The following is a 15,238-nucleotide window of genomic DNA, read 5'->3' on the forward strand; positions in this document are numbered from 1 at the left end:
CTGACCGTGGCCCCCTTCCACGGCTTCCTGTGGCGGGCGGGCGCCGACGGCTCCGGGACCGGCGTCAACCACGAGGCGACCCACCGCCCGCGGCGCCAGGACCGCCCCCGGGACCTGCTGGAGACCGGCGCCGCCTACGCCATGGACGCCACCGGACTGCGTACCGCGCGCCACCGCTTCTTCGGGCGCACGCTCCCCGTCGCCACCGACCCCGCGCGGGTGCTGGAGGTCGACGACCCGCACGACCTGGAGCGCGCCCGCCTCCTCGCCCCCCTGCTCGACGTACGACCCGACCCGCTGCCCACACCCCATGCGGAACCCGCCACACCCCACGCGGAACCCGCCCCGCCCGCTCCCGTACTCCCGCACCGAAGGACGCCACCTGCCATGACCGCCTCCCCCACCACCCGCCTGCGCACCCTCGGTTCGCGCACCGCGGGCCCCGGCCGGCCCGTGTACGTCGTCGGAGAGATCGGCATCAACCACAACGGCGACCTCGGCACGGCCCTGGCCCTGATCGACGCCGCCGCCGAAGCCGGCTGCGACGCCGTGAAGTTCCAGAAGCGCACCCCCGAGATCTGCACCCCGCGCGACCAGTGGGACGTCGAGCGCGACACCCCCTGGGGGCGCATGACCTACATCGACTACCGCCACAAGGTCGAGCTCGGCGAGGACGAGTACCGCGCCGTCGACGCGCACTGCGCCGCCCGCGGCATCGACTGGTTCGCCTCCCCGTGGGACACCGAGGCCGTCGCCTTCCTGGAGAAGTTCGACCCGCCCGCCCACAAGGTCGCCTCCGCGTCCCTCACCGACGACGAGCTGCTGCGCACGCTGCGCGCCACCGGCCGCACCGTCGTCCTGTCCACCGGCATGTCCACCCCGCAGCAGATCCGCCACGCGGTGGAGGTGCTCGGCAGCGACAACATCCTGCTCTGCCACGCCACCTCCACCTACCCGGCCAAGGCCGAGGAGCTGAACCTGCGGGTCATCAACACGCTGCGGGAGGAGTACCCCAACGTCCCGATCGGCTACTCCGGCCACGAGACGGGCCTGCAGACCACCCTGGCCGCCGTCGCCCTCGGCGCCACCTTCGTGGAGCGCCACATCACCCTCGACCGGGCGATGTGGGGCTCCGACCAGGCCGCCTCCGTCGAGCCCGGGGGCCTCGCCCGCCTGGTCCGCGACATCCGCACCATCGAGGCGGCCCTCGGCGACGGCGTCAAGCGGGTGTACGCCTCCGAACTCGGCCCGATGAAGAAGCTCCGCCGCGTGCAGGGCGTGCCCGCCACCGTCTGACCCGCGGTCCACCCGGCGCCCCGCCCCGCGGCCCACCCCGACACGAGGAGTACGCGGTGACCCCTGCCGTCCCCACCCTGGCGTTCGTCGAGAGTCCGGTCCAACTGCTCAACGTGCTGGAGTGGATCCACGCCCGAGCCGCTGCCCCGGCGCAGGGCCGCCCCCTGCTCGACGGCGTACCCCGCCAGGTCCGCGGCGGGGGAGCGCCCGCCGGGCCGGAGCCGGTCCGCATCGTCGTGCTGCCCCCCACCGACCCGATGTCCCGGGGCCAGCTGCGCCGGATGGCCGCCCTCGCCCGGGAGGAGGGCCACGAGGTCCGCTGGCAGGAAGCGCGCGGCGGCCGGCTCGCGCCCCTGAAGGCGCTCGCCGCCCTGGCCGGCGAGGTCCGGGCGGCGCGCACGGTCGTCGTGGGGGACCCCTTCTCCCGCTACGTCCAGCTGCTGCTCACCCTGGTACGGGCCGAGCGGCTCGTGGTGGTCGACGACGGCACGGCCACTTTGGAGTTCGTCGCGCAGACCGCCCGCGGCGAGCGCCTGGTCCGGTGGCACCGCGCCGGCGGCGGCGGGCCCGCCGGGCGGGTGCGCGAACTGGCCTACGCCCCCGTCTCGGCGACCGCCCGGCGCCGCTTCACGCCCGCCCCCGGCGGCGGCCGGCACGTCGAGGTGTTCACCTCGATGCCGGTGACCGGCCACGGCGCGATGACGCTGCGGGTCAACGACTTCGCCTGGACCCGGGCCCGTTTCGGCCCGCCCCGCCTGACCAAGGGCACCGATCTGGTCGGGACCTCCCTCGTGGAGACGGGCGTGGTGGATCCGGCCCGCTACCTCCAGGCGGTGGCCGCCCTGACCCGCGCGCACGGCGCCACCCGCTACTTCGCGCACCGCAGGGAGTCACCGGAGAAGCTGCGCGCCCTGCGCGGCGCGACCGGGCTGGAGATCGTGCGCCCGGACCTGCCGCTGGAACTGATCGCGCGGCGCGGCCCGGTCGGCCGGACCGTCGTCAGCTTTCCGTCGACCGTCGTCCACACCCTGCCGTACGCGCTGACCGGCACCGGGGTGAGCGTGGCCGTCTGCGACATCGAGCCCGAGTGGCTGACCGGCTCCGCGTCACCGCGTGCCCGGGGCTTCCTCGCCTCGATCAGCGACAGTGCCCGTGAGGTGCGCAGACTCCCTGCTCAGGCCGCCTCCGCGGCCGGATGAGCGCAGCAGTTTACCCTCCGCGACCACCGGTCATACCTCCGGAGGCCGGGTTTCTTTCCCCTAACGGCATGAACTTTTTGTGATCCCCAGCCGTTTGGGCCAGTGGTGCGCCTACCCTTCAACAGGTGAACCAGTTGATGTCCTGCGCGTCCCCGACCGTCCAGCCCGCCGTGACCGAGTGGCCCGAGTGGCCCGAGCTGCCCGGCAAGCTTCCGGACCACCTGCGCCGCGAACTGATCGCCTTTCGCCGCGACGTCCACATGCACCCGGAACTCGGACACCAGGAATTCCGCACCACGGCGGCGATCAAGGCCCGGCTCGAGAAGGCCGGCCTGCGCCCCCGCGTGCTGAAGTCCGGCACCGGGCTCATCTGCGACGTCGGGACGTGGGACGGCATGCGGCCGATGCTGGCCCTGCGCGCGGACATCGACGCCCTGCCCATCCCGGACGCCAAGACGCACGTCCCCTACCGCTCGACCGTCCCGGACCGCGCCCACGCCTGCGGCCACGACGTGCACACCACGATCGTGCTCGGCGCCGGGCTGGTCCTGGCCGAGCTGGACCGCCAGGGCTTGCTGCCCCGCCCCGTGCGGCTGCTGTTCCAGCCCGCCGAGGAGGTGCTGCCGGGCGGCGCGACCGAGGCCATCGCGTCCGGGGTGCTCGACGGCGTGGGCAAGATGATCGCCGTGCACTGCGACCCGCGGGTCGACTCCGGCCGGATCGGGCTGCGGCCGGGCCCCATCACCTCCGCCTGCGACCGGCTGGAGGTCACGCTCTCCGGTGCGGGCGGGCACACCGCGCGACCGCACCTGACCACCGACCTGGTGACGGCCGCCGCCCGGGTGGCCCTCGACGTCCCGGCGCTGCTGACCCGGCGGATGGACGCGCGCTCGGGGATGTCCGTCACCTGGGGCCGGATCGAGTCCGGGCACGCCTGCAACGTCATCCCGATGCACGCCGAGCTGTCGGGGACCGTGCGCTGCCTGGACCTGGGCGCCTGGCACGAGGCGCCGGACATGATCCACGCGGCGATCGACGAGGTCGCGACGATGCACGGGGCCAAGTTCGAGATCAACCACGTGCGCGGGGTGCCGCCGGTCGTCAACGACCCCGTGGTCACCGAACTGCTGCGCGAGGCGATGACGCTGCGCTGCGGTGCCGGGTCGGTCGAGGACACCGAGCAGAGCCTGGGCGGCGAGGACTTCTCCTGGTACCTGGAGCACGTCCCGGGCGCCATGGCCCGCCTCGGTGTCCGCCGGCCCGGCGACACCGCCCAGCACGACCTGCACCGGGGCGACTTCGACGTGGACGAGTCCGCGATCGCCGTCGGCGTCGAGTTCTTCACGGCCGCCGCCCTCCTCGACGCGCGGCGGCCGGGAGCCGTCGGGTAGCTGCCGGAAACCCGCCCGGCGCATCCGGTACAGGATCCGCGTGTCGTGCGCCGGAGGTGTCCAGCCCTTGGTACGCAAGGGCTGGGCGCCAGAGCAGTTACTGATCGGTCACTGTCCGGTTCGCGACGATCCGATAACGACTCATGAACGGGCCTTTAACTGACATCTACGCGCGTTACGATCGCGGCGAAACCAGCGCCGGTCGTGGCGCTTCGGTCAGGTTTTGAAGGAGCCTCCCCTTGCGCCGGATCACCAGGATCGCCACCGTGGGCCTCGCGTCCGCCGCGCTGGCCCTCTCGGCCACCGCCTGTGGCGGTAAGAAGTCCTCGGACACCGGGTCTTCGGACTCGAAGGAAGCCAGCGCCGCCATCGCGTACGACATCGGCGGCCGCGGCGACCAGTCGTTCAACGACGCCGCGTACGCAGGTCTGCAGAAGGCCGAGTCGGAGCTGAAGGTCAAGGGCGCCGAGGCGGAGCCCACCGACGGCGAGGGCGAGGCCGACAAGGTCCAGCGCCTCACCGAGCTGGCCCGCAAGGGCAACAACCCGGTCATCGGCGTCGGTTTCGCCTATGCCCCGGCCATCAAGAAGGTCGCGCCGAAGTTCCCGAACACCACGTTCGGCATCATCGACGACACCTCGGTGACCGGCCCGAACATCGCCAACCTCGTCTTCAACGAGGAGCAGGGCTCCTACCTGGCCGGCGTCGCCGCCGCCAAGGTCTCCAAGACCGGCACGGTCGGCTTCATCGGCGGTGTCGAGGTTCCGCTGATCAAGAAGTTCGAGGCGGGCTTCGCGCAGGGCGTCAAGGACACCAACCCCAACGCCAAGGTGCTGTCCCAGTACCTGACCCAGCCGCCGAACTTCGACGGTTTCGCCAAGCCCGACCTCGGCAAGGCCGCCGCGCAGGGCCAGCTCGACGCGGGCGCCGACGTGATCTACGCCGCCGCCGGTCTGGCCGGCTCCGGTGCCATCGAGGCCGCCTCCGCCAAGGGCAAGTGGGCCATCGGCGTCGACTCGGACCAGTACAACCAGGCCGGTCTGGCGAAGTACAAGGACGCCATCCTGACCTCGGTCACCAAGGACGTCTCGGACTCCGTCTACGACCTGATCAAGTCGGTCAAGGACGGCACGCCCGCCACCGGTGAGATCCGCTACGGCCTGGACAAGGACGGCGTCGGCCTGGCCGACTCCAACCCGAAGTACAAGGAGATGGCCGACGTCACGGCCGCGGTGGAGAAGGCCAAGGCCGACATCATCGCCAAGAAGATCACCGTCAAGACCGCCCCGTAAGGCGTTCCTGACAGTCAGTTCTGGTCTCCGGGGTCCGGGTAGCGGTCTCGATCGCTCCCGGGCCCCGAGCCGTGTTCCGTGTCGCTTGTGGCCAGCCGGCCCCAAGTTTTCACTTCCGACAGTGCTACGCGCGTAGAAGCATCGTGGACGCGATACTTTCACTCCCCGCCCTGTCCCCCCGCCTCCCGCTCCTTCCGCGCCAAGGAGAGTGCGTCATCAACGCGTCCAGCCCGCCCCCCGCCGTAGAACTGCACGGCATCACCAAGCGCTTCCCCGGCGTCGTCGCCAACAAGGACATCGCGATCACCGTCCGCAAGGGCACGGTCCATGCCTTGATCGGCGAGAACGGCGCCGGCAAGTCGACCCTGATGAAGATCCTCTACGGCATGCAGAAGCCGGATGAGGGAACCATCGCCATCGACGGTGAGCAGGTCTCCTTCGGCAGCCCCGGCGACGCCATCGCCCGCGGCATCGGCATGGTGCACCAGCACTTCATGCTGGCCGACAACCTCACCGTCCTGGAGAACGTGGTCCTCGGCGGCGAGAAGCTCTACGGCATCGGTGCCAAGGCCCGAAAGAAGATCCAGGAGATCTCGGACGCGTACGGCCTCGGCGTCCGCCCCGACGCCCTGGTCGAGGACCTCGGTGTCGCCGACCGCCAGCGCGTGGAGATCCTCAAGGTCCTCTACCGCGGCGCCAAGATCCTCATCCTCGACGAGCCGACCGCCGTGCTCGTACCGCAGGAAGTGGACGCGCTCTTCGACAACCTGCGCGAGCTCAAGGCCGAGGGCCTCACCGTCATCTTCATCTCGCACAAGCTGGGCGAGGTGCTGAAGGTCGCCGACGACATCACCGTCATCCGGCGCGGCACCACGGTCGGCACCGCCGACCCGAAGACCGCCACCACCAAGCAGCTCGCCGAGCTGATGGTCGGCGCCGAGCTGCCCTCGCCCGAGACGCGGGAGTCGACCGTGACGGGCGTCCCGATGCTCCAGGTCACCGGCCTGACCCTGGCCGCGGGCGGCACCGCCGTCGCCGAGCCCGAGGTCCTGGTGCGCGCGGTCCCCGCCGACTCCGCGACCACCGAGCACGCCGAGGCCGGCCGCCTCCTGCTGGACGACGTCAGCTTCACCATCCACAAGGGCGAGGTCCTCGGCATCGCCGGTGTCGAGGGCAACGGCCAGACGGAGCTGATCGAAGCCCTGATGGGCATGGCCACCCCGGATGCGGGCGCGGTCGTGCTGGACGGCGCGGACATCACCGGCGCCCCGGTCCGCAAGCGCCGCGTGGCCGGCATCGGCTACATCCCCGAGGACCGGCACCGCCACGGCCTGCTGCTGGAGGCCCCGCTGTGGGAGAACCGCATCCTCGGCCACGTCACCGAGGCGCCCAACTCCAAGCGCGGCGTCCTCGACATCAAGGCGGCCCGCAAGGACACCGAGCGGATCGTGCGCGAGTACGACGTGCGCACCCCCGGCATCGAGGTCACCGCGGCCTCGCTCTCCGGCGGCAACCAGCAGAAGCTGATCGTCGGCCGTGAGATGAGCCACAACCCCAAGTTCCTCATCGCCGCCCACCCCACCCGCGGTGTGGACGTCGGTGCGCAGGCGCAGATCTGGGACGCGATCCGCGAGGCCCGCCGCGAGGGCCTGGCCGTGCTGCTCATCTCCGCGGACCTGGACGAGCTCATCGGCCTGTCCGACACCCTGCGGGTGATCTACCGCGGCCGCCTGGTCGCGGACGCCGACCCCGCGACCGTCACCCCGGAAGAGCTCGGCACCGCCATGACCGGCGCCGCCTCCGGGCACCTGGAAGCAACCGACAACCACTCCGCCGCCGGTACCGAGCCCGGTACCGCCGCACCGGAGGACGAGGCCCGATGAAGAAATTCGACAAGGACCGGCTGCTCCTCGGCTTGGCCGGGCCCGTGCTCGCCCTGGTCAGCGCCTTCCTGCTGACCGTGATCGTGCTGGCGGCGACGGGCATCGACCCGATCGAGCCGCTGCGACTGATGGTGGAGAACGCCGCCTACGAGGACGTCCAGGTCCTCATCGTGAACCAGGCCGGCACGTACTACCTCGCCGCCCTGGCCGTGGCCATCGGCTTCCGGATGAACCTGTTCAACATCGGCGTCGACGGGCAGTACCGCCTCGCGGCGATGCTCTCCGCCGTGGTCGGTGCCGCCGTGACCCTGCCGGGTCCGCTGCACCTGCTGCTGATCATTCTCGTGGCGATGCTCGTCGGTGCCTTCTGGTCCGGCATCGCCGGTGTGCTGAAGGCCAAGCGCGGGGTCAGCGAGGTCGTCTCCACGATCATGCTGAACGCCATCGCGACCAGCCTGATCGCCTGGATGATGCTGCCGAAGAACCTCGGCGTCCAGCTCGAGGGCTCCAACGACCTGACGACGGGCGACATCGCCGAGTCGGGCTGGTTCCCGGCCGTGTCCCTCGGTGACGGGCTGGAGATCTACGGCTTCACCTTCGTGGCCTTCGCCCTCGGCATCGTCTACTGGTTCGTGCTCAACCGGACGCGCTTCGGCTTCGACCTGCGCGCCACCGGTGCCAGCGAGTCCGCCGCCCAGGCATCCGGTGTCGACGCCAAGAAGATGATCATCACCTCGATGCTCATCTCCGGCGCGGTCGCCGGCCTCGCCGGCATGCCTCAGCTGCTGGGCGAGACCCACACCTACAACCTGGCCTTCCCGGTCGGTGTCGGCTTCACCGGCATCACCATCGCGCTGCTCGGCCGCAACAGCCCGGTCGGCATCCTCTTCGCCGCGTTCCTGATGGCCTTCATCGACAAGGCCTCGGCCTCGCTCGACCAGGCCGGCTACGCGAAGGAGATCGGCACGATCATGAAGGGCCTGATCGTCATCGCGGTCGTCGTCTCCTACGAGCTCGTCCGCCGCTACGGCATCCGGCGACAGCAGCAGAAGGTCGGCGAGGAGCTGGCCGCGGGCCACGCCATGAAGACCGAGAAGGAGGTCGCGGCGTGAGCGCCAGCACCGTTTCCACGAAGAAGGCGGCTCCCGCCCCGGGCGTCCGCCGCAAGCTCACCCTGCCCTGGATCCTGCTGATCCTCGCGGGTGCGCTCGCGCTGGTCTCCCTGGTCCGCGTGATCAGCGGGGCCAACGACCTGACCTCGGTCGGCCAGGTCTCCGGCGCCCTGTCCCTCGCCGTCCCGATCGGCCTCGCCGGTCTCGGCGGCCTGTGGGCGGAGCGCGCGGGCGTCGTCAACATCGGCCTCGAGGGCATGATGATCCTCGGCACCTGGTTCGGTGCCTGGGCGGGCTACCAGTGGGGTCCGTGGACCGGTGTGCTCGTCGGCATCGCCGGCGGCGCCGTCGGCGGCCTGCTGCACGCGATCATCACCGTCACGTTCAACGTCAACCACATCGTCTCCGGTGTGGCCATCAACATCCTGGCGCTGGGCTTCACCCAGTACCTGTCGAACTTCACGTTCGCCGACGCCCCGGGCGGCTCCTCCAAGCAGTCGCCGCAGGTCGAGCCGATCTACAAGATCACCGTGGACGGACTGTCCGGCTGGATGTCCGACCTCCAGGGCAAGCACTGGTTCTTCGTCTCCGACCTCGCCGGCATCATCGGCGGCCTGGTCACCGGCCTCTCGCTGCTGACCGTCGTCGCCCTGCTGCTGATCCCGGGCACCTGGTGGGTGCTGTGGCGGACCACCTTCGGTCTGCGCCTGCGCTCCTGCGGCGAGAACCCCGTCGCGGCGGAGTCCCTCGGCGTCAACGTCTACAAGTACAAGTACATCGCCGTGGTCGTCTCGGGCGCCCTCGCGGGCCTCGGCGGCGTGTACCTGTCCGAGGTCGCCAGCCCCATCTACCAGGAGGGCCAGACCGGCGGCCGCGGCTACATCGGTCTCGCCGCCATGATCTTCGGCAACTGGATGCCGGGCGGCATGGCGCTGGGTGCGGGCCTGTTCGGCTTCATCGACAGCCTCAAGCTGCGCGGTGGCGCCACGAACGTGCACGCGATGCTGCTGCTGATCGCGATCGTGCTGGTGCTGGTGTGCGCCTGGCAGCTGTACAAGAAGAAGTACCTGCAGGCCGGCATCTCGGCGGTCTGCGCCGCGCTGCTCTTCCTCTGGTACGCGGTCACCGACTCGGTGCCCAGCCAGTTCGTGGACGCCGCCCCGTACGTGACCACCCTGCTGGTGCTCGCGCTCTCGGCGCAGCGGCTGCGGATGCCCAAGGCGGACGGCCTGCCCTACCGCAAGGGCCAGGGCAAGTGACGAGCGCGCCCGCCGTCGACTGGGAGGCCCTGCGCGAGGCCGCCCGGGACGCCATGTCCCGGGCCTACGCCCCCTACTCGGGCTATCCGGTCGGCGTCGCCGCCCTGGTCGAGGACGGCCGGACCGTCGTCGGCTGCAACGTGGAGAACGCGAGCTACGGGCTGAGCCTGTGCGCCGAGTGCGGGCTGGTGTCCGCTCTCCAGGCCACGGGCGGCGGCCGGCTGACGCACTTCACCTGCGTCGACGGCCGGGGCGAGATCCTCGTCCCGTGCGGCCGCTGCCGGCAGCTGCTCTTCGAATTCGGCGGACCGGAGCTGCTGGTGGAGACCCCGAAGGGGATCCTCCCGCTGGCGGAGATGCTGCCGCAGGCCTTCGGGCCGGACCACTTGAGATAGCCGTGCCGACGGCCCTCCGCCTGCCGGGTGGAGGGCCGTCGTCCTTCCGCAAGACCCTCTCTCTATGCGCGTAGAAAGAAGCACCACATGGACGTCATCTCCGTCATCAGGACCAAGCGGGACCGCGGTGAGCTGAGCCCCGAGCAGATCGACTGGGTCATCGACGCGTACACCCGCGGTGTTGTGGCCGACGAGCAGATGTCGGCGCTGGCCATGGCCATCCTGCTCAACGGGATGAACCGGACCGAGATCGCCCGCTGGACCGCGGCGATGATCGCCTCCGGCGAGCGCATGAACTTCGACTCCATCTCCCGCCCCACCGCGGACAAGCACTCCACCGGCGGCGTCGGCGACAAGATCACCCTGCCGCTGGCCCCGCTCGTCGCCGCGTGCGGCGCCGCCGTGCCGCAGCTGTCGGGCCGCGGCCTCGGCCACACCGGCGGCACCCTGGACAAGCTGGAGTCCATCCCCGGCTGGCGCGCCCTGCTGTCCAACGAGGAGATGCTGCACGTCCTCGACACCACCGGCGCGGTCATCTGCGCGGCGGGCGACGGCCTGGCCCCCGCGGACAAGAAGCTCTACGCCCTGCGCGACGTGACGGGCACGGTCGAGGCCATCCCGCTGATCGCCTCCTCGATCATGTCGAAGAAGATCGCCGAGGGCACGGGCTCCCTCGTCCTCGACGTGAAGGTCGGCAGCGGCGCCTTCATGAAGAACATCGAGGACGCGCGCGAGCTGGCGCGGACCATGGTGGGCCTGGGAACCGACTCGGGTGTCAAGACGGTCGCCCTGCTGACCGACATGTCGACCCCGCTGGGCCTGACGGCCGGAAACGCGCTGGAGGTCCGCGAGTCGGTGGAGGTCCTCGCGGGCGGCGGCCCGGCGGACGTGGTCGAGCTGACCATCGCCCTGGCCAAGGAGATGCTGGACGCCGCCGGGATCAAGGACGCCGACCCGGCCAAGGCCCTGGCCGACGGCTCCGCGATGGACCACTGGCGCCGGATGATCGCGGCCCAGGGCGGCGACCCGGACGCGGCCCTGCCCGTGGCCCGCGAGCAGCACGTGGTCACCGCCTCGGCCTCGGGCGTCCTCACCCGCCTCGACGCGTACGCGGTGGGCGTCGGCGCCTGGCGCCTGGGCGCGGGCCGGGCCCGCAAGGAGGACCCGGTGCAGGCGGGCGCGGGCATCGAGCTCCACGCGAAGCCGGGCGACACGGTCACCGCGGGCCAGCCGCTGATGACCCTGCACACGGACACCCCGGAGAAGTTCGACTACGCCCTCGCCTCCCTGGAGGGCTCCTACGACGTGGCCCCGGCGGGCACGGCCTTCACCGCCACGCCGATCGTGCTGGACCGCATCGCCTGATCTGCACTCACTCGTGCGGCTGAACGGGACCGGTGGACGCCCACCGGTCCCGTTCTGCATGCTGGGATCGGTGGCGGTGCAGCGCCGCCTGTACACGGTGATCCCCGACGACTGGGAGGTCTTCCAGACCCTCAACGTCGCCGTTCCGAGCCGCAGCGGCCTTTACATCCCTGACCTCGCTGTCGTTCCCACGGAAGTGGTTCCCCGAGGGGAGAACGCCACTCCCGCGGACGTCGCGCAACTCGTCGTGGAGATCACCTCGCGCTCGAACGCCGTCAACGACCGTGTCTCCAAACTCAATGGCTACGCGGCGGCAGCTGTCCCGCTCTACCTGCTCATCGACCCGCACGCGACCGGCAGCCCCACGATCCACCCCTATGGGGAGCCCGACGACGGCAAGTACCGCGTCTTGTGGGCGGGCAAGTTCGGCGAGGCCGTCCCCATCCCCGCGCCGTTCGACCTCGCCCTCGACACCTTCGGCTTCCCCCGCCCGTAGTCGGCCACGGCCCACCGATGAGTTCCGGCGGCCCGGGCGGTCACCCCCTCGTGGAGATCACCCGACTGGTGCTGCCCGGACCCGGCCCGAGCGGGCGGGACGCCGCGCGGTTGTGCGCGCGCCTGGCCCGGTTGTACGAGGACGGGGCCGAGGCCGTGGAGTGCGACGCGGGGGCCGTCACCGCGCCGGGGCTCGGCACCGTCGACGTGCTGGGCCGACTCCGGCTGGCCGCCGGGGACCGGGCCTTCCGGGTCGTCGGCGCCCGCCCCGCCCTACACGCCCTGCTCCACCTCGCGGGCCTCGTCGAGCTGCTCGGGGAGGCCGAAGAGCGGGAACCACCGGGCGGTGTCCAGGAAGGCGTTGAGCCCGACGATCCTGCCCTCTGAGATCTCCAGGACCTGCAGGGCCCACGGGGTGTGGCCCTTCCCGGAGGCCGCCGGCCGGTACTGGCCGAAGGCCGGCATCCCGTTCGCCGTCGTCGGGACCAGACGGGAGCCCTTGCAGCCGATGCCCTGGTTCAGGTGCCAGGCGCCGATGTCCTCCGGGCCGCGCAGCCACAGGTCGAACGGCGGCATCGACAGCACCGCGTCCTCGTGCAGCAGCGAGGTGAGCCGGGAGATGTCGTACGCCTCGAAGGCGGACAGGTACTGCTCCAGCAGCTTCGCCTGATCCGCGTCGAGCGGGTCCGCGGGGTCGCTGTCGCGGATCCCGTGCGCCGCCAGGGTGGCCCGCGCCCGCTGCAGCGCGCTGTTGACCGAGGCCACCGTGGTCTCCAGCAGCGCCGCGACCTCGTCCGCCTTCCAGGCCAGCACCTCGCGCAGGATCAGCACCGCCCGCTGCTTGGCCGGCAGGTGCTGCAGCGCCGCGACGAACGCCAGCCGCACGGACTCCTTCGCCAGCGCCGTCTCCGCCGGGTCGGCGGTCTGCGGCAGCACCCGGCCATCGGGGACCGGCTCCAGCCAGGTCACCTCGGACCGCTCGTTCAGCACGGCCGAGGCCTGGTGCTGCGGGGCGGTCAGGTCCATCGGGCGGGCCCGCTTCCTCCCGGCGTTCAGCAGGTCCAGGCAGACGTTGGTGGCGATCCGGTAGAGCCAGGACCGCAGCGAGGAGCGGCCCTCGAACTTCTCGAAGCTGCGCCAGGCCCGGATGTACGTGTCCTGCACCGCGTCCTCGGCGTCGAAGGACGAGCCGAGCATCCGGTAGCAGTACCCCGTCAGCTCGACCCGGTAGCGGTCGAGCGCGGCGTCCAGGTCCGTCGGTGTCGTCGCGAGCTCACTCATGGCTGTCGTCGCCCCCAGGTAGGTCCACTCCTTCGGAACCTACCGGAGGGGTCCGACAACGGCAGCCGGAACGGCCCTCACGTGCCGGGCTTGCGCCCGTGGACGTGGACGTCGTCCCCCTTGCCCAGCAGGTTCCAGTACGCCTCGGCGTCGGCGGGCCGCATGTTCACGCAGCCGGCCGAGCCGGGCGGGTTCCACATGCTCTTGGCGGTCGCGTGGAAGGCGATGCCGCCGTCGAAGAACTGCGCGTACGGCATCGACACGTCGTACAGCGTCGACCAGTGGTCGATGCTGCGGTGGTGGACCCTCTTCAGGCCGGTCCGGGTCTCGGTGCCGTCCTTGCCGGTGCGGACCGGGACCGGACCGTACCTCAGGACGGCGCCGTCCTGGATCCAGCTCAGCTGGCGCGTCAGGTCCACGCAGGCGATCCGCCCCCGGTCCACCGGGCAGGCGCCGGCCCTGTTCGGCGTCGTGCCCGCCGCCCGCTGCGCCAGCATCGTGTTCATCGTCCGCCAGGTCAGCGGACCCGCGTACCCCTGGGTCGGGGTGATCCCGTGGGTCGCCTGGAACGCCCGGATCGCCGTGCAGTCGGCCGCCGACTGCCGCCCGTCCGCCGGCCGCCCCAGGAACCGCTCGACCTGCCGCTGGTACGGCCCGGCGCCGGTGTCGCAGGACGCGGCCCGCGCCGCCCCGCCCCCCGCGACCACCAGCGGCAGCGCCAGTGCCACCGCCCCGCCGAACACCGCAGCCGCGCGCACGCGCGTCCCCATGGCACCCTCCCCTGTTCCGCCCCGCATCCGTTCACCGTGACCAATGCCCGGGGTGCGGACGCGAGTTGCCCGCGGGGCAGGCGTATTTTTCCTGGTCTCCCCGACGGCTTCCGCCTGGTCGGTCGGACGGCTTCCCCCTGACCGGTCCGACGACCGGCCGCCTCAGCGCGCGGCAGCGGCCGAAGCGGGCAGCCGCCGCTCCGCGCGGGCCGCGTGCGACCCGTACAGCGTGATCGAGACGACGCCGAGCACGGCCAGCAGCGCGATGCCCACCGTCGCCGCCCAGCCCGCCGAGTGGTAGGCGAGGGCGCCCAGGGTGCCGCCCGCGCTGGAGCCCAGGTAGTAGGCCGACTGGTAGAGCGCCGACGCCTGCGCGCGGCCCGTACGCGCCGTGCGGCTCACCGCCGCCGAGGCCACCGCGTGCCCCGCGAAGAAGCCCGCCGTGATCAGCACCAGCCCGAGCAGGACCGCCGCCAGGGACCCGGCCAGCGACAGCAGCAGGCCGAGCGCGGTGGTCGTCACGGCCAGGTACAGCGCGCCGCGCCGCCCCGTGCGGGCCACCAGCTGCCCGGCGGCCGCCGAGGAGACCGTACCCACCAGGTAGATCAGGAAGACCGACCCGACCACGCCCTGCCCCAGCGAGAACGGCTCGTCCACCAGCCGGTAGCCGATCACGGTGTAGACGGCCCCGAAGACGGTCATGAACAGCGCGCCGATTCCGTACAGCCGCAGCAGCAGCGGATCGCGCAGGTGGCCGGCGACGGTGCGGCCCACCGCGCGCGGCTCCAGCGACGCCGGGCGGAAGAACCGGGCCCGCGGCAGCAGCACCAGGAACGCCGCCGCGCAGGCCAGCGCCATCAGGCCGACGGCCAGCAGTCCCACCCGCCAGCCGCCGAGCTGCGCCGCCCAGCCGGTGACCAGGCGGCCGCTCATCCCGCCGATGGAGTTGCCCGCCACGAACAGCCCGATCGCGCCGACCAGGGCCTTCGGCGTGACCTCTTCCGCCAGGTACGCCATCGCGGAGGCGGGGATCCCGGCGATCGCCGCACCCTGCACGGCCCGCAGGGCCACCAGCCACTCCAGGTTCGGCGCGAAGGGCACCAGCAGCCCGACGCCGACGGCCACGACCATCGACCACGTCATCATCCGGGTGCGCCCCAGCCGCTCGGACAGCGCGCTGAGCGGCAGCACGAACAGGGCGAGCGCCCCGGTGGCCGCGGACACCGTCCAGCTGGCCTGAGCCGCCGTCACCGCGAACCCCTCGGAGATCGCGGGCAGCAGGGCCTGGGTGGAGTAGAGGAGGGCGAAGGTGGCGAGTCCGGCGGCGAAGAGCGCGAGGCTCATCCGGCGGTAGCCGGGGCGGCCGGGGGAGTGCGGTTCGGGCCGCGGCGAGGGGGTGGAGGCACCTGGGATCGGAGGCACCGCCCAGCGGGCGCTGGGGGACGGTGCCCCGGTATGAACGGGAGGCATACGTCGACGGTAGGCCCGCCCGTTTGATGC

At 71.9% G+C, this 15,238-nt stretch carries 14 protein-coding genes; 11 read left to right on the forward strand and 3 right to left on the reverse strand.

Features of this window, described 5'->3' with window-relative positions:
• Positions 1-387 precede the first annotated feature (387 nt).
• The 11 genes from AC07FY_RS21530 to AC07FY_RS21580 all read left to right on the forward strand — a co-directional run bounded on the left by AC07FY_RS21530 (position 388) and on the right by AC07FY_RS21580 (position 12,074).
• Positions 388-1,296: an N-acetylneuraminate synthase family protein gene (locus AC07FY_RS21530; RefSeq protein ID WP_479008722.1), complete on the forward strand. Its 909-nt coding sequence runs from the start codon at positions 388-390 to the stop codon at positions 1,294-1,296.
• A 56-nt stretch (positions 1,297-1,352) separates the two neighbouring features.
• Positions 1,353-2,495 carry a hypothetical protein gene (locus AC07FY_RS21535; protein ID WP_479008516.1) on the forward strand — a complete coding sequence of 381 codons (1,143 nt, stop codon included), beginning with the start codon at positions 1,353-1,355 and terminating at the stop codon, positions 2,493-2,495.
• Positions 2,496-2,632: 137 nt separating this feature from the next.
• Entirely contained in the window at positions 2,633-3,886 is a 1,254-nt protein-coding gene (locus AC07FY_RS21540) for an amidohydrolase (protein ID WP_479008724.1), read from the forward strand.
• Between the two features lie 239 nt (positions 3,887-4,125).
• Positions 4,126-5,178: a BMP family lipoprotein gene (locus AC07FY_RS21545; protein ID WP_479008518.1), complete on the forward strand. Its 1,053-nt coding sequence runs from the start codon at positions 4,126-4,128 to the stop codon at positions 5,176-5,178.
• Between the two features lie 143 nt (positions 5,179-5,321).
• Positions 5,322-7,061, forward strand: coding sequence for an ABC transporter ATP-binding protein (locus AC07FY_RS21550; protein ID WP_479008520.1), 1,740 nt, complete (start codon positions 5,322-5,324; stop codon positions 7,059-7,061).
• Positions 7,058-8,173 carry an ABC transporter permease gene (locus AC07FY_RS21555; protein WP_479008522.1) on the forward strand — a complete coding sequence of 372 codons (1,116 nt, stop codon included), beginning with the start codon at positions 7,058-7,060 and terminating at the stop codon, positions 8,171-8,173. Before AC07FY_RS21550 ends, AC07FY_RS21555 begins: the two co-directional genes overlap by 4 nt.
• The gene (locus tag AC07FY_RS21560) at positions 8,170-9,432 is read left to right on the forward strand and encodes an ABC transporter permease (protein WP_479008524.1); all 1,263 of its coding nucleotides are present in this window, start codon (positions 8,170-8,172) and stop codon (positions 9,430-9,432) included. Before AC07FY_RS21555 ends, AC07FY_RS21560 begins: the two co-directional genes overlap by 4 nt.
• Positions 9,429-9,827: a cytidine deaminase gene (locus tag AC07FY_RS21565; RefSeq protein WP_479008526.1), complete on the forward strand. Its 399-nt coding sequence runs from the start codon at positions 9,429-9,431 to the stop codon at positions 9,825-9,827. Before AC07FY_RS21560 ends, AC07FY_RS21565 begins: the two co-directional genes overlap by 4 nt.
• An 87-nt stretch (positions 9,828-9,914) precedes the next feature.
• Positions 9,915-11,192 carry a thymidine phosphorylase gene (locus AC07FY_RS21570; protein ID WP_479008528.1) on the forward strand — a complete coding sequence of 426 codons (1,278 nt, stop codon included), beginning with the start codon at positions 9,915-9,917 and terminating at the stop codon, positions 11,190-11,192.
• Positions 11,193-11,262: 70 nt separating this feature from the next.
• The gene (locus tag AC07FY_RS21575) at positions 11,263-11,688 is read left to right on the forward strand and encodes a Uma2 family endonuclease (RefSeq protein ID WP_479008530.1); all 426 of its coding nucleotides are present in this window, start codon (positions 11,263-11,265) and stop codon (positions 11,686-11,688) included.
• 17 nt (positions 11,689-11,705) lie between these two features.
• Positions 11,706-12,074, forward strand: coding sequence for an STAS domain-containing protein (locus AC07FY_RS21580; protein WP_479008532.1), 369 nt, complete (start codon positions 11,706-11,708; stop codon positions 12,072-12,074).
• Here AC07FY_RS21580 and AC07FY_RS21585 read toward each other — a convergent pair.
• The 3 genes from AC07FY_RS21585 to AC07FY_RS21595 all read right to left on the reverse strand — a co-directional run bounded on the left by AC07FY_RS21585 (position 11,961) and on the right by AC07FY_RS21595 (position 15,208).
• Positions 11,961-12,968: a sigma-70 family RNA polymerase sigma factor gene (locus tag AC07FY_RS21585; protein ID WP_479008534.1), complete on the reverse strand. Its 1,008-nt coding sequence runs from the start codon at positions 12,966-12,968 to the stop codon at positions 11,961-11,963. The two genes, AC07FY_RS21580 and AC07FY_RS21585, sit on opposite strands and share 114 nt — an antisense overlap.
• A 77-nt stretch (positions 12,969-13,045) precedes the next feature.
• On the reverse strand, positions 13,046-13,738 hold the full coding sequence (locus AC07FY_RS21590) for a L,D-transpeptidase family protein (RefSeq protein WP_479008536.1): 693 nt from the start codon (positions 13,736-13,738) through the stop codon (positions 13,046-13,048).
• 162 nt (positions 13,739-13,900) lie between these two features.
• Complete coding sequence (locus AC07FY_RS21595) at positions 13,901-15,208, reverse strand: MFS transporter (protein WP_479008538.1); 1,308 nt, start codon at positions 15,206-15,208, stop codon at positions 13,901-13,903.
• Positions 15,209-15,238 lie beyond the last annotated feature (30 nt).

This window comes from Streptomyces sp. NPDC045967 (assembly GCF_056430495.1).

What these genes read in the sequence shown, in the direction of transcription:
- AC07FY_RS21530 (WP_479008722.1), top strand. Translation starts at nt 388, where the DNA reads ATGACCGCCTCCCCCACCACCCGCCTGCGCACCCTCGGTTCGCGCACC.
- AC07FY_RS21540 (WP_479008724.1), top strand. Translation starts at nt 2,633, where the DNA reads ATGTCCTGCGCGTCCCCGACCGTCCAGCCCGCCGTGACCGAGTGGCCC.
- AC07FY_RS21555 (WP_479008522.1), top strand. Translation starts at nt 7,058, where the DNA reads ATGAAGAAATTCGACAAGGACCGGCTGCTCCTCGGCTTGGCCGGGCCC.
- AC07FY_RS21570 (WP_479008528.1), top strand. Translation starts at nt 9,915, where the DNA reads ATGGACGTCATCTCCGTCATCAGGACCAAGCGGGACCGCGGTGAGCTG.
- AC07FY_RS21580 (WP_479008532.1), top strand. Translation starts at nt 11,706, where the DNA reads ATGAGTTCCGGCGGCCCGGGCGGTCACCCCCTCGTGGAGATCACCCGA.
- AC07FY_RS21585 (WP_479008534.1), bottom strand. Translation starts at nt 12,968, where the DNA reads ATGAGTGAGCTCGCGACGACACCGACGGACCTGGACGCCGCGCTCGAC.
- AC07FY_RS21590 (WP_479008536.1), bottom strand. Translation starts at nt 13,738, where the DNA reads ATGGGGACGCGCGTGCGCGCGGCTGCGGTGTTCGGCGGGGCGGTGGCA.
- AC07FY_RS21595 (WP_479008538.1), bottom strand. Translation starts at nt 15,208, where the DNA reads ATGCCTCCCGTTCATACCGGGGCACCGTCCCCCAGCGCCCGCTGGGCG.